The 12610-nt window shown below is 65.0% G+C and carries 11 protein-coding genes; 8 read left to right on the forward strand and 3 right to left on the reverse strand.

Going from position 1 to position 12610, the window contains the following annotated elements; all coding sequences use genetic code 11:
* Window positions 1-148 precede the first annotated feature (148 nt).
* Window positions 149-1825: a tannase/feruloyl esterase family alpha/beta hydrolase gene (locus JQX13_RS25030; RefSeq protein ID WP_203411426.1), complete on the forward strand. Its 1677-nt coding sequence runs from the start codon at window positions 149-151 to the stop codon at window positions 1823-1825.
* Between the two features lie 273 nt (window positions 1826-2098).
* Here the strand turns inward: JQX13_RS25030 and JQX13_RS25035 are convergent, their stop codons facing one another.
* Entirely contained in the window at window positions 2099-3118 is a 1020-nt protein-coding gene (locus tag JQX13_RS25035) for a transposase (RefSeq protein WP_203411427.1), read from the reverse strand.
* A 778-nt stretch (window positions 3119-3896) separates the two neighbouring features.
* Here JQX13_RS25035 and JQX13_RS25040 point away from each other — a divergent pair.
* Entirely contained in the window at window positions 3897-4448 is a 552-nt protein-coding gene (locus tag JQX13_RS25040) for a GNAT family N-acetyltransferase (protein WP_430384218.1), read from the forward strand.
* Between the two features lie 99 nt (window positions 4449-4547).
* Here JQX13_RS25040 and JQX13_RS25045 read toward each other — a convergent pair whose 3' ends face one another.
* Complete coding sequence (locus JQX13_RS25045) at window positions 4548-4769, reverse strand: isocitrate lyase/phosphoenolpyruvate mutase family protein (RefSeq protein ID WP_343211154.1); 222 nt, start codon at window positions 4767-4769, stop codon at window positions 4548-4550.
* Window positions 4770-4932: 163 nt separating this feature from the next.
* Here JQX13_RS25045 and JQX13_RS25050 point away from each other — a divergent pair, with 163 nt between their 5' ends.
* On the forward strand, window positions 4933-6045 hold the full coding sequence (locus tag JQX13_RS25050) for an ROK family transcriptional regulator (RefSeq protein ID WP_203411429.1): 1113 nt from the start codon (window positions 4933-4935) through the stop codon (window positions 6043-6045).
* A 2-nt stretch (window positions 6046-6047) separates the two neighbouring features.
* Here JQX13_RS25050 and JQX13_RS25055 read toward each other — a convergent pair whose 3' ends face one another.
* A complete protein-coding gene (locus JQX13_RS25055; RefSeq protein WP_203411430.1) occupies window positions 6048-6254 on the reverse strand; it encodes a hypothetical protein in 207 nt (68 codons plus the stop codon).
* Window positions 6255-6579: 325 nt separating this feature from the next.
* On the opposite strand from JQX13_RS25055, the gene xylF reads away from it, so the two are divergent.
* From xylF to xylA, 5 genes are all read left to right on the forward strand, one after another.
* A complete protein-coding gene (gene xylF, locus JQX13_RS25060) occupies window positions 6580-7623 on the forward strand; it encodes a D-xylose ABC transporter substrate-binding protein (protein ID WP_203411431.1) in 1044 nt (347 codons plus the stop codon).
* 67 nt (window positions 7624-7690) lie between these two features.
* Window positions 7691-8890, forward strand: a complete 1200-nt coding sequence (locus JQX13_RS25065) for a sugar ABC transporter permease (RefSeq protein WP_203411432.1) — start codon at window positions 7691-7693, stop codon at window positions 8888-8890.
* Entirely contained in the window at window positions 8887-9729 is an 843-nt protein-coding gene (locus JQX13_RS25070) for an ATP-binding cassette domain-containing protein (protein ID WP_203411433.1), read from the forward strand. The genes JQX13_RS25065 and JQX13_RS25070 overlap by 4 nt, the downstream gene beginning before the upstream one ends.
* Before the next feature lie 36 nt (window positions 9730-9765).
* Window positions 9766-11235, forward strand: coding sequence for a xylulokinase (gene xylB / locus JQX13_RS25075; protein ID WP_203411434.1), 1470 nt, complete (start codon window positions 9766-9768; stop codon window positions 11233-11235).
* 31 nt (window positions 11236-11266) lie between these two features.
* A complete protein-coding gene (xylA, locus tag JQX13_RS25080) occupies window positions 11267-12583 on the forward strand; it encodes a xylose isomerase (protein WP_203411435.1) in 1317 nt (438 codons plus the stop codon).
* The last annotated feature ends 27 nt before the right edge of the window (window positions 12584-12610 follow it).

The raw sequence follows: 12610 nt of genomic DNA on the forward strand, positions 1-12610 counted from the left end.
GCCTCGAGCGGCGCCGCGAGCGCCGGGGCCGCCGCGCGCATCATGTCGATCAAGACACGCGGTTCAGCCTGTTCGGTTTTCATGGATGAAAAGCAGATTACCATGAATGCGCATTGAGGGCCACTGGCTCCAAAACAATAATGGCGGCATGAAGATCGGACGCGGGATTCATGTGCTGTGCGCTGTATGGATAACAACGGGCACGCTCCTGGGATGCGGAGACGACCAGTCTGGAGAAAACGACCAGTCCAGAAGTTGCGCCAGGCTCGCGAAGATGCGTTTGACAGCGGCCCAGATTGGCTTGCCCACGAGTGGCGCAAAAATCGTATCGGCAGTGGAGGTTCCAGCGCGCACCGACGGGCAGGTCACGAAGCCGGAGCATTGCTTGGTCTCCGCAGAGGTGTTCCCCGTCGATTCGAGGGCACCGTCTATTCTCCTGGCAGTAGCCCTACCGACTCAGTGGAACGAGAAGGCGGTGTGGCTCGGTGGTGGCGGCTTCGACGGCGTCATTCCCGACGTCACGGGCAACTCACTCAACACGCTTGCACCGGCGCCGCTCGCGCGCGGATACGCCGTGTTCGCGAGTGATGGTGGACACCAATCGACAGCCGCCTCGCCCGGCACGGATGCCTCCGCGCTCGCAAACGAGGAGGCATACCGCAACTGGCTCTCCGATGCCCCAAAGAAGGTGCGTGACGTCGCGGGCCAGATCATCCGGACGTATTACGGGATCGACGCCGCGCGTTTCTACGCGGTGGGAAGCTCGACGGGCGGACGCGAGGCGCTGTTCGCGACGGCGCGCTTTCCAACCGACTGGGATGGAGCGCTCGTGTTGTACCCGGCGCGCAACGTGATGAATACGATGCTTGGCCTCACCGCGATGCTCAAGGCGTTGTCGGCTCCAGGGGCGTTCCCGAACACGGCAAAACGCAAGCTCGTATGGGACGCGGTGCTGACCAAATGCGATGCTCTCGACGGTCTGGCCGACGGCGTGGTCGGCGACGTCGTGAGCTGCAGCAAGCAATTCGATGTGACGGCGCTGCGGTGTGCGGGCGGTGCGGACACCAGCGACGCGTGCCTATCTGACGCGCAGATTCACGCCTTCGAGACCATCGATGCCCCCGTACAGCTGGCGTCGCCGCTCGCCAACGGCGACACCGAGTTCGCTGGTTACAACGTGTACGCGGCTGCACAGGGCGTCGGGACCGATTCGCCGCTGGAGCGTCACGTACAGGCCGTCGACCTTGGCTCGCACGCACCGAGCTTTCCTGTCGATCCGCTCACCAATTCGTTCGCGGCGGCCTTCGTCGACAGCTTCATGCGCCACGTCATCGTCAAGGATCAGTCCTTCGACTACCGGACCTTCGACGTGCGGACGTTCGGCCCCTATGCTGCGCGCGTGCAGGAGCTGTCGGCGCTCGACGTGGGCGATGCCGATATGGGTGGGTTTGCCGCGCGGGGCGGAAAGCTTCTGTTGCTTCATGGCACGGGCGACATGCTGACGAGCCCGCGGACGACGGAGCGCTACGTGGAAGAAGTGCAGGCGTCGATTGGCGCGACGGCCACCGACGCGATGCTGCGCTACTACGAGGTTCCTGGGTTCCAGCACGCCGCCAGCACCGTCTTCCAGGTGTCGTGGGATGGTCTCGGCGCGCTCGAGAAGTGGATCGAGACCGGCAAGGACCCTGGTGACGACGAGGTCGTCACGGACCTGGCGGGCGTGGCGGGGCGCACTCGACCGCTCTGCAGGTATCCGACCTTTGCGAGGTATCGCGGGACGGGAGATCCGAACGACGCTGCATCGTTCGAGTGCGCGGCGCCCTGACGCGGCCGATCGACCGCGCGCGGGCGGCTCGCTTTGCGTCCGCTGATGCCGCCGGAGCTGATGCCGCCGAAGTATAGGACGGATAGGAGTCCTGTTGAGAGGTGGCGGCCTGGAGCGGAGGTGGCGAGGAGGGCCGCTGACGGGGCCGGCCCGAGCAGTGAGCCAGGCGGGTGGAGAAGCCGCGTTGCCCCTTGGGGTACACGCCGGCCCTGGCCGACCTCCCATGAGGAGCGCGGCAGGGGCCTGGCTCTGTTGGCGCTGGCGGCTTGAGCTTCAACACCACGAGGCGTGGAGGGGCCCGTGCGCCGGGGCCAGCCTCGCACCTGCCGTGGGCAGGCCCAGGTGCTCCACAATCGCTCGCACCCCTCCCGCCTCGTTCACGTACGCCAGCACTCGCCGCCTGCCTCCACACCTCACGCAGGCCAACACCTCCACCGCGAAGGTCCTTCGTAGTAGCCCTGCCCAGTCCACTCGCGCCCTCCGCTCCTTCCTCGTTTCCTGCCTCGCAGCTGCCTGGGGCGCCACGCTCGCCTCCTCCTCTCCTGCTTGGGGGACCAGAAATGGCCGCAGTCGTGCGCCTGGAGCGAAGACGCCGTGGAACCTTGTGAGGTTTGCCCGAGGCGGAGGCACCAGGGACGCCACACGCCGTAAAAGTTCCAGCCCGGTGAAGAGCAGGTGCGTCGTACCGTCCGGCAGCGGGCGCTTCATTTGGTAGGCGATGCGGCCATCCTCCGCTCGTGACAAACGCTCCAGCGCCAGTGCACCGCGCGCTCCGTAGCGGCATAGCCGCTCCAGACCCTGCCTGTCGTTGGCGTGCAGGTGCGTGTTGGCGTGCAGGGAGAAGCCCTCCATGAAGGCGCATCGGGGCTGCTTTCGGGGAGGGGGCCGCACGTCCACCTCCGTCCAGCGCAGCCGCCGCTGCAGGGAGTGCGCCTGGTATGCCTGTAGCGCGTCCTCGGGGCCTTGCGCGGGCAGGGCTCCTCTTTTCTCCAGCAGGCGCAGCACCCGGTGGCGCACGACCTTCAGCAGCCGCTCCACCTCGCCTTGCGTGGGCGGAGGCAACGGCTCGAAGCGCACGCCGCCCTCCCGCGGCACGAAGACACCGTCCGGCACCAGCGAGTGGAAGTGCGGAGTCACCTGCAAGGCGGAGCCGAAGAACTGGATGAACGACACGGCCCCGGCCTGCCCACCGCGCAGGCCCTGCCGCCGTGCCCTTCGGCGCTGCAGGGCAAACACTGCGCGCAGGAAGACGGTGAGGACGTCCGAGAGCAGTCCCACGTCCTTGAGCAGCACCCACCGCACCCGGCTCGGACGGGGACAGGTGCATGGAGATGAGCTGGGCCGTCTGGGGGTCCACCACCGCCGTGCCCTTCATCCGCTTCTGGTCCTTCTTGCGCGGGGTGATCTTCACCGTGACCAGACCCTCGCGAGGACCCGGGGCCTGCTCGAACTGGTATTCGTCGCGGACCTGGGGGTGGAAGGGCGAGAGTTGCCCGCGCGGATCCTCGTTCTGCTTCTGGTCCTGGGGCTCGGCCTTGAGCTGGCTGATCAGATCGCCCTCTTCCTTCTCGGAGAGCTTCTTGCGCGACAGCACTTTCGTTCCCGAGCGGATGACTTCATAGGTGCGGGTGAGCCGCCCCTTGCTCTTGCCCTCTTTGTCCAATTGCTCCGTGACCGAGTTCTCGATGACACGGCAGCCGGGAACGGTCAGCTTCTTCTCCTCGGCTTCACCGAGCCGGTTGAGGAGATCCTGCAGGGGCACCTCCGCTCAAGCAGAGGCGGCGGAGATCAACACCAGAAGAATGAGCGCGCGCATGGCGTCCCCAACCTAGCCACTTCCGGGCAACTCCAGAGCTGGCCCGGGAGTCCCCGGACCAGCAACTGCGTTGCATTGAACAAGAAGGGGCGCGTCCTGGTGCGCCCGAGTGTTCGAATTCCGTCGGGGACAACCTGGGAGGCCCAGTCATCTCAAGGGTTGTTGGGCTTTTCCTTGCCGCGTGGCAAGAGGTGCCAACGACCCTGCACGGGAGATACTGGCGTGAAGCGACCCCCCCTCAATGCCCCGTGGACCATCAGCATCAAGCGTGCGGATGCGGCCTGCCTGGCGCGGCTTGCCCATTGTGACTTCTCATTCGAGGTGACGGCTGAGGCGACTGGACCGTTCGATGGCGACAGCATCGGGCCGATCGTTCCAGTCGTGCCTTGTTACATCAAGAGCTATGGGTTCGACCCCGATGAGCTGGCTGACTACCTTGGCCGGACGGATCGTACTCTCTTTGTCGCCGAGGCAGAGGGCTGTCCCATTGGCTATGCCGCCGTCTCCCAAGGCTGGAATCACTATGCCATCATCGACGACATTGCCGTGGACGCTGCTCATCGAAGATTTGGCGCCGCCCGCCTGTTGATGGACGCAGCTGTGGAATGGGCGGCCCATGCCGGAGCGCGGGGCGTGCGGCTCGAGACGCAATCGAACAACATCGCGGCCTGTCGCTTCTACAAGCGGTATGGCTTCGTGCTAGGCGGATACGACCGTTATCTCTATCAGGCGCTACATCCTGGCACGCGGGAAATTGCCCTGTTCTGGTACCTGCTGCTCCCAATGAAGGGCGCTGCAGAGCTTTGACAGGCTTCATCGGGTAGTGCACTATCGTTCCGCCGCACGGGCGGCACGCGGCTCGCGTATCAATCAATGAAAAACTCCGCATAAGGACACAAGGAAGTGTCATGCACCGGAGTCACGCGGGTTTTCGGGCGGCAGGTCGGCATCCTCGATGTTGATGCCCGCGACGCCCAGGCGCGCGACGGAGGTCACGGCGGCGACCACTTTCTCCGGCGTGTTGCCGAAGCCGTGCTCCATGTCGAGGGTCAGGAGCACATCGATGGCGCGGGTGATGACGCTGGCGGTCTGCAGCAGGCGTTCGAGCGGCAGGGCGTGGCCGCCAATGCGCCCCCATTTTTCCCTAGGCCTCTTCCCGAGGCATTTGGTCTAATGTTCGAACAAATTCCTTCTCGCCCTTTTTCACGTGCCACCTTCCGAACATGCAGAAGCCCTGACGGGCAATCAGAGTCTCATCAAGCGAATCAACAGTGCGGCGATACTCCGGTTGGTGAGGCAGGAGGCGGGCCTGTCGCGGGCGGACCTCGCCAAGCGCAGTGGGCTGACGAAGTCCACCGTCAGCCTGCTGGTGCAGGACTTGATCGACGAGGGCTGGTTGTGCGAGTCCGAGGCGCCCGTATCCAACGCCGTGGGCCGGCGCCCAACGCCCCTGCGGCTCGACCCCTCTCGCCTGGCGCTCATAGGTGCCGAGATCGGCGTGGACTACCTGAACGTGGTCGCGTGCAACCTCCAGGGGGAACTGCTCGGCTCTCGTCAGCAACCGTATTCGCCCTCGGACCTGGGCTCCACGCTCACGGCGCTTGCCGGGCTTGTCGCTCAACAGGACGCTTCGCTGTGCGCCCAGGGCTGGCGCGTCCTGGGGATCAGCGTCGGAGTTCCAGGAACCGTAGATGTGCACGGTCATCGGGTGGGCGTGGTGCCAAACCTCGGCTGGCACCACCAGGACATCGAGCAGCCGCTGTGTGAGGCGTTGAAGAGAGCCGGCGTACGCCAATCGCCGGTGAAGGTGCTGAACGAAGCCAACGCCGCGGCGTTGTCCGAGTACGTCTTTGGCACTGGCGCCCAGACGAACTCACTCGTCTACCTGAGCATGGGCATTGGCGTAGGCGGGGGGATCGTTCTCGGAGATCGGCTCCACCTCGGTCATGACGGCACGGCAGGGGAAGTCGGCCATACGGTGCTGCAACTCGACGGGCCGCCGTGCCGGTGCGGTAGCCGCGGCTGCGCTGAAACCTTCATCTCACAGCGGGCAGTCAGTCTTGATATTACGGGCACCCCAGACCCCGTGCTGCCAATCGGCGAACTGGCGCGTCGGGTGGCCGGGGGCGATGCGACGGCAGTGGCGGCCGCGCGTCGTGCAGGGCGCTACCTGGGCATGCTGATGCAGAACATCTGCAACATGCTCGACCCGGCAGTCCTCGTGCTTGGCGGCCCCATGGTACAGCTCGGCCCGGTCTTTCTTGATGCGGCCCGCGAGTGCTTCACAGGGCTGCAGGCGCGGTACGCCTTCCACACCACCGAAGTACGGCACTGCCGCTTCGGCATCAATGCTTGCGCTGTGGGCGCCGCAGGTGCAGTGCTGCATGAAGCCCTGATGGTCTGACGTCATCCCCCGCGGGTCGTCTGGGCCTCGGGTGAGCGCCGATGTGCTTTCACCATCGGCAGCGCACCAAAGAAATACAACCGCAGGTTGAAAAGCGATTGAGTACGCGTTTTCACGGTGTTCGCCCCATGGTCGGGGGCTGTGGTCGTCATGCTCGAAATCGTCCATTCGAGCACCACCACTGCTTCGGCGCGCTGCGTCAGCACCATCGGCACTCCTGAGGCGAACAGTTGTGAGACGTCCCCCCGCATTGGAGAGCAGCCAGCCCATCTGTTCAATGGTGTACTTCAGCTCCCCCCCGGGCCCGCGCGCGCTCACGGCCGATGGTTGCCACGGCCACGCAGGCAATGAATGACGCGCTATGTCGAATCCGTTAGCGACAGCACTCATGATGCGATGAGGGGGGCCTCTGATGATTTCCATTATTCTCCTGATTGACGGGCTTGGCGTTCGGCTCTATGGTTTGTTCATCGATCAAACCAATTCGGCAGTATCAACGCCAAGGCGCCAGGGGGCGCGCCAGAGGAGACGCACATGAGCTTGAACCGCAGGGCCACCCTGTTGTGGCTCGTCGTCATGGCAGCCGTGCCGAGAGTCGCAAACGCAGAGGGCCTGGTGGTAGGCGTCTCCTGGTCCAACTTCCAGGAAGAGCGCTGGAAGCGCGACGAGGCCGCGCTCAAGGCGGCCTTGCAGAAGCTTGGTGCGAAGTACATCAGCGCCGACGCGCAGGGTTCCAACGAAAAGCAGTTGTCGGACGTGGAGGGTCTGATCTCGCGCGGCGCCAACGCGCTGATCGTGCTTGCTTATGACTCCGACGCCATTCTGCCCGCTGTGCAGAGGGCTCGTCAGGAGAACATTCCGGTGGTGGCGTACGACCGCCTCATCCAGGACCCGGGGGTGCTGTATGTCACGTTTGACAACGTCGAAGTGGGCCGCATCCAGGCCCGCGAGGTGCTGAAGGTCAAGCCACAGGGGAACTACGTATTCATCAAGGGCTCGCCGACCGATCCCAACTCGGACTTCCTGCATCGCGGCCAGCTCGAGGTCCTGCAAAGCGCCATCCAGGCCGGAAAAATCAAGGTGGTGGGCGAGCAGTACACCGAAGGCTGGTCGCCGGAAGTCGCTCAGCGCAACATGGAGCAGATCCTCACGCGCAATTCCAACAAGGTTGACGCGGTGGTGGCCTCGAATGACGGTGCTGCTGGAGGCGCGGTCGCGGCCCTGAAGGCGCAGAACCTGACCGGAGTCCCGGTGTCCGGCCAGGACGCCGACATCGCAGCGCTGAACCGGATTGCCCGCGGCGAGCAGACGGTCACCGTGTTCAAGGACACCCGCGTGCTGGGCGAGGCGGCGGCCCATTTCGCGGTTGCGATGGCCAAGGGCACGAAGCCGTCGGCAATCCAGGGCGCGACCCTCTGGAACGGCGGTACCAGGAAGTTGCCTATTCCAGCGGTCTTCCTGAAGCCGGTACCTATCACGGCGGATAACCTCGACCACGTCCTCAGCTCGGGTTGGGCCACCAGGCAGCAGGTGTGCGCAGGCGCGAGCGGCGCGAAGGCCCCGAAAGCCTGCAGGTAGGAAACCGCTCGGCCTCGCAGCGGCGACGAGCGCTGCGAGGCCGTCTCTCCCAGAACACGCCCTCGCGATGCAAATCCTTCTCCGCAAGACGGGCTTTGACCCGCGCTTCAGTTCAATGGTCCTGGTGCTGCTCATGGTCTGGGCCGTCCTGGCGGCTCTGACCGAAGGCACCTTCCTCACGCCGCGCAATCTCTACAACCTGTCAATCCAAACATGCGTGACCGGCATCATGGCCTGCGGCATGGTGTTCCTGATCGTGGCCCGGCAGATCGACCTGTCCGTGGGTTCGCTGCTTGCCTTTACCGGCATGCTGATCGCTTACAGCCAGGTGCGGTGGTTTCATCCGGAAGCCAACTGGGGCTGGCTGCTGAGCATCGCGCTCGGCGTGGCGGCGGGCGTCGCCGTTGGGGCCTTTCAGGGGTGGTGGGTCGCCTACCGACAGGTGCCTGCCTTCGTCGTCACGTTGGCAGGCTACCTGATGTATCGCGGTGCGGCCTTCCTCGTCGCTGACGGGCAGACCATCGCGCCGCTGCATACCAACTACCAGGTCCTCGGTGGCGGCTTGTCCGGTTCGATCGGCGTGGGTTGGAGTTCGGCATTGGGTGTGCTCACCTGCATCGCCGTTGTCTGCCATCGCTGGCTCGTGCGTCGCACGAGCGCCCGCTACGGCGCCGAACAGCCCCCGCTGTGGGCCGACGTGCTGCGGGTGGTGTTGCAATGCGGCGCGATTGGAGCGTTCGTCGCGGTGATGAACAGCTATGTCGGCTTCGATGCACAGCAGAACCGGGTAGGAAAAGGGATCGCGGTGCCGGTCCTCATCTTCATCGGCGTCGTGTTCATGATGAGCTTCATCGCTGAGCGCACCCGTTTCGGACGCTACCTGTTTGCACTGGGCGGCAATCCGGAAGCTGCGTTGCTCTCGGGCATACCGACGTTCCGCGTGATGTTCTACCTCTTCATGCTCATGGGTGCGCTCGCCGCACTGGCGGCGATGATCACGACGGCGCGCCTGAATTCGGGGGCGAATTCGATGGGGCAGATGGCGGAGCTGTACGTGATTGCCGCGGCGGTGATCGGCGGCACCTCGCTCGCGGGCGGCGTGGGCTCGATCTCCGGTTGCGTGGTGGGGGCGCTGCTGATCCAGAGCCTGGACAACGGCATGGTGCTCATGGATGTCTCCAGCGCGAAGCGGCAGATCTTCATCGGCCTGGTGCTCATTGCCGCGGTGTGGTTCGACGTGGTCTACAACCGACGGAGCAATCGATGATTGGCCATGATGGTCGCCGGCCCCTGGTCGAAGTTCGCCGGCCCCTGGTCGAAGTTCGCCGGGTCACGAAGCATTTCGGCGGCGTCATGGCCGTCGATGGAGTGAATTGCGACCTCTACGCGGGAGAGGTGGTGGGCCTGCTCGGCCACAACGGCGCCGGCAAGTCGACGCTCATCAAGATGCTGTCCGGCGTGTATCCCCCGGACAGTGGCGAAATCCTCGTCAATGGCCGGCCGATGCGTTTCGGGAGTCCGCGAGAGGCGCGTGCCGCGGGCATCGAAACCATCCACCAGACCCTGGCGCTTGCTGACAACCTCGATGCTGCGGCCAACCTCTTCCTCGGCCGCGAGCTGATGACACCGTGGAGGACCCTGGACACGCCCCGGATGCAGCACGAGGCGCGACAAATCATTCAGCGGCTGAATCCCCATTTCACCGAACTGCACAAGCCGGTGCGCGCGATGTCCGGTGGGCAGCGGCAAACGGTGGCGATCGCGCGAGCGCTCTACTTCAATGCGCGGATTCTGATCATGGACGAACCGTGCGCGGCCCTCGGCCCGGCGGAGACTCGCATGGTGATGGATACGATTCGTCGCCTGAAAGCCGATGGTATCGGCATCTTCCTCATCAGCCACGACATGCCGGATGTCTTCGAGGTTTGCGACCGCGTGACCGTGATGAAGAACGGCAAGGTGGTGAGCACCGAGCGTGTGGCGGACCTGACGCAAGATGACGTTCTGAGCATGATCATTCTCGGTCGCCCGCCGCAGCGGCAGCACGCCACCACGCTCCCCCAGGTGACGCCCACTTCCTCCGCGGCCTCCATGGGGCCTGCATAGGCCGACCGTGCTCGTTGACCGAGCAGAGGGCAAAGCATGTTCATCGGCATGGATCTCGGTACCTCTGAAGTGAAGGTGCTGCTGCTGGACCGTGACCAACGGATCGTGGCCACCGCTCGCGAGCCTCTCGCTGTCTCGCGACCGCATCCGCTGTGGTCGGAGCAGGCCCCCCAGGAATGGTGGGACGCGACGTGCCGCGCCCTGGATGGGCTGGCCGCTGCCCAGCCGGCGGCCCTGCGCGCTGTCGAAGCCATTGGGCTGTCGGGCCAGATGCACGGCGCAGTGGTGGTTGATGCGCACGACCGGGTGCTAAGGCCGGCCATCCTGTGGAACGACGGACGCAGCGGCGCCGAATGCGAGGAGTTGATGCTCAAGGCGCCGCGCCTTACCGAGCTCGCGGGCAACCTGGCAATGCCAGGGTTCACGGCGCCGAAGTTGCTGTGGCTGAGGCGCCATGAACCCGAGGCATTCGCGCAAATCGCCACCGTCTTGCTGCCAAAGGACTGGCTGCGCCTACAACTGACAGGCGAGAAGGTGAGCGAGATGTCGGACGCCGCGGGGACACTGTGGCTCGACGTTGCCCGTCGCGACTGGTCCGATGAGCTCCTTGAGGCCTGCGGCCTGCACCGGCATCAGATGCCCACGCTGGTCGAGGGGTGCGAGCCGAGCGGGCGGCTCCTTCCGCAATGGTCCCGTCGTTGGGGCATCCCGCGGACCGCGGTGGTGGCGGGAGGCGCCGGAGACAACGCGGCGAGCGCGGTGGGCATTGGCGCCGTGGCGCCGGGCCAGGGCTTCTTGTCGCTCGGCACTTCGGGCGTGCTCTTCGTCTGCAATGACCGCTTCCGGCCCAACCCGCAGTCGGCCGTCCACGCATTCTGCCATGCGCTCCCGCGGCGCTGGCACCAGATGAGCGTGATGTTGTCGGCCGCCAATTGCCTCACCTGGGCGGCGAGGCTCACCGGACACGCCGACGTGTCGGCATTCCTCTCGCACATCGATTCGCTCACCCCCGACGCGATGCACCATGCGCCGCTCTTCCTTCCGTACCTGTCCGGCGAGCGCACGCCTCACAACGACCCGAATGCCAGTGGCGTGCTGTTTGGTTTGTTGAACGACCACGCAGCGGCGTCGGTGGCGTATGCGGTGATGGAGGGCGTGAGCTTTGGCCTGCGCGATGGCCTGCTCGCCCTGCGGCAGGGTGGCACCGCGGTGGAGCGCTTGTCTTTGGTGGGCGGCGGTGCACGCAGCGAACGCTGGGCGCAACTGCTGGCGGACGTGCTCGACCTCGAGCTTGTGACCCATGAAGGCAGCGAGGCAGGTGCGGCCCTCGGTGCAGCCCGTCTGGCCTGGCTCTCTGTGGGTGGCGACGAGGCCGCGGTGTGCCTCCCTCCCCCCGTGGCGCAACGATGGCGGCCTCGCGCGCCCGAGCATCGGCAGTACCTGATGCAACGCTACGAGCGCTTCCGCGCGCTGTACCCCGCGCTCAAGCGCCTGAACCCCCGATGATTTCATCCCTCTGAAAACAGGAGACCTACTGATGGGCAGCAGCTATTTCGCCGATATCAAGCCAATCCGTTATGAGGGGCCCGAAAGCGACAACCCGCTGGCCTTCCGCTGGTACGACAAGGACCGCATCGTGCTTGGCAAGCGCATGGAAGACCATTTGCGGTTCGCCGTGTGTTACTGGCACAGCTTCGTGTGGACAGGGCTGGACCCTTTCGGGGGCGAAACCTTCTTGCGGCCCTGGTTCACCGGCGGGAGCCCCATGGAGCTTGCGGTGCGCAAGGCCGAGGCCGCGTTCGACTTTCTCAGTCGGCTCGGCGTCCCGTACTACTGCTTCCATGACCGCGATGTCGCGCCAGAGGGCGCCACGCCGCGTGAAAGCCTGTCCAACTTCCGTCACATGGTGGAACACCTTGCCGCACACCAGCAACGCACCGGTGTCAAGTTGCTGTGGGGCACGGCGAACCTCTTCAGCCATCGTCGCTACATGGCGGGGGCCGCCACCAATCCCGACCCGGAGGTGTTCGCCATGGCCGCCACGCAGGTCAAGGCGGCGCTCGATGCAACCCTGCAACTGGGCGGCGAGAACTACGTCCTGTGGGGTGGGCGCGAGGGCTACGAAACGCTGCTCAACACGGATCTGCGGCAGGAGCTCGACCAGCTCGGGCGTTTCTTGAACCTGGTCGTGGACTACAAGCACCGTATCGGCTTCACGGGCACGATCCTTCTCGAACCCAAGCCGCGCGAGCCAACCAAGCACCAGTACGACTTCGATGTGGCAACGGTCTACGGCTTTCTGAAGCGCTACGGACTGGAGAAGGAGGTGAAGGTCAACATCGAGGCCAACCATGCGACCTTGTCCGGCCACAGCTTCGAGCACGAGATCGCTCTGGCACAGGCGCTCGGCATCTTCGGCAGCCTGGACATGAACCGGGGCGATCCACAGCTGGGCTGGGACACCGACCAGTTCCCGAACAACCTGCCCGAAACCGCCATTGCGCTCTACTCGGTGCTGCAGGGGGGGGGCTTTACGACCGGCGGGTTGAACTTCGACGCCAAGGTACGGCGCCAGTCGATCGATCCGACCGACCTGTTCCACGGCCACGTCGGGGCAATGGACCTCTGCGCCCGGGCACTCCTGGTCGCAGCGCGCATGATCGAGGATGACCGGCTCGCCAAGGCCGTTCGTGAGCGCTACGCCGGCTGGCAGACATCTTTTGGGCGAGACGCGCTCGAGGGTCGCCTCTCACTGGAAGCGCTCTCCGAGCGCGTGTTGAGCCGTAATGAAGACGTGACTCCGGTTTCCGGACGGCAGGAGGCGCTGGAAAACCTGGTCAACCGTTACATCTGATTGCACCGATCCGACTGAACCTCATCA

The sequence above is a fragment of the Archangium violaceum genome, from assembly GCF_016859125.1.
GTDB lineage: Bacteria > Myxococcota > Myxococcia > Myxococcales > Myxococcaceae > Archangium > Archangium violaceum_A.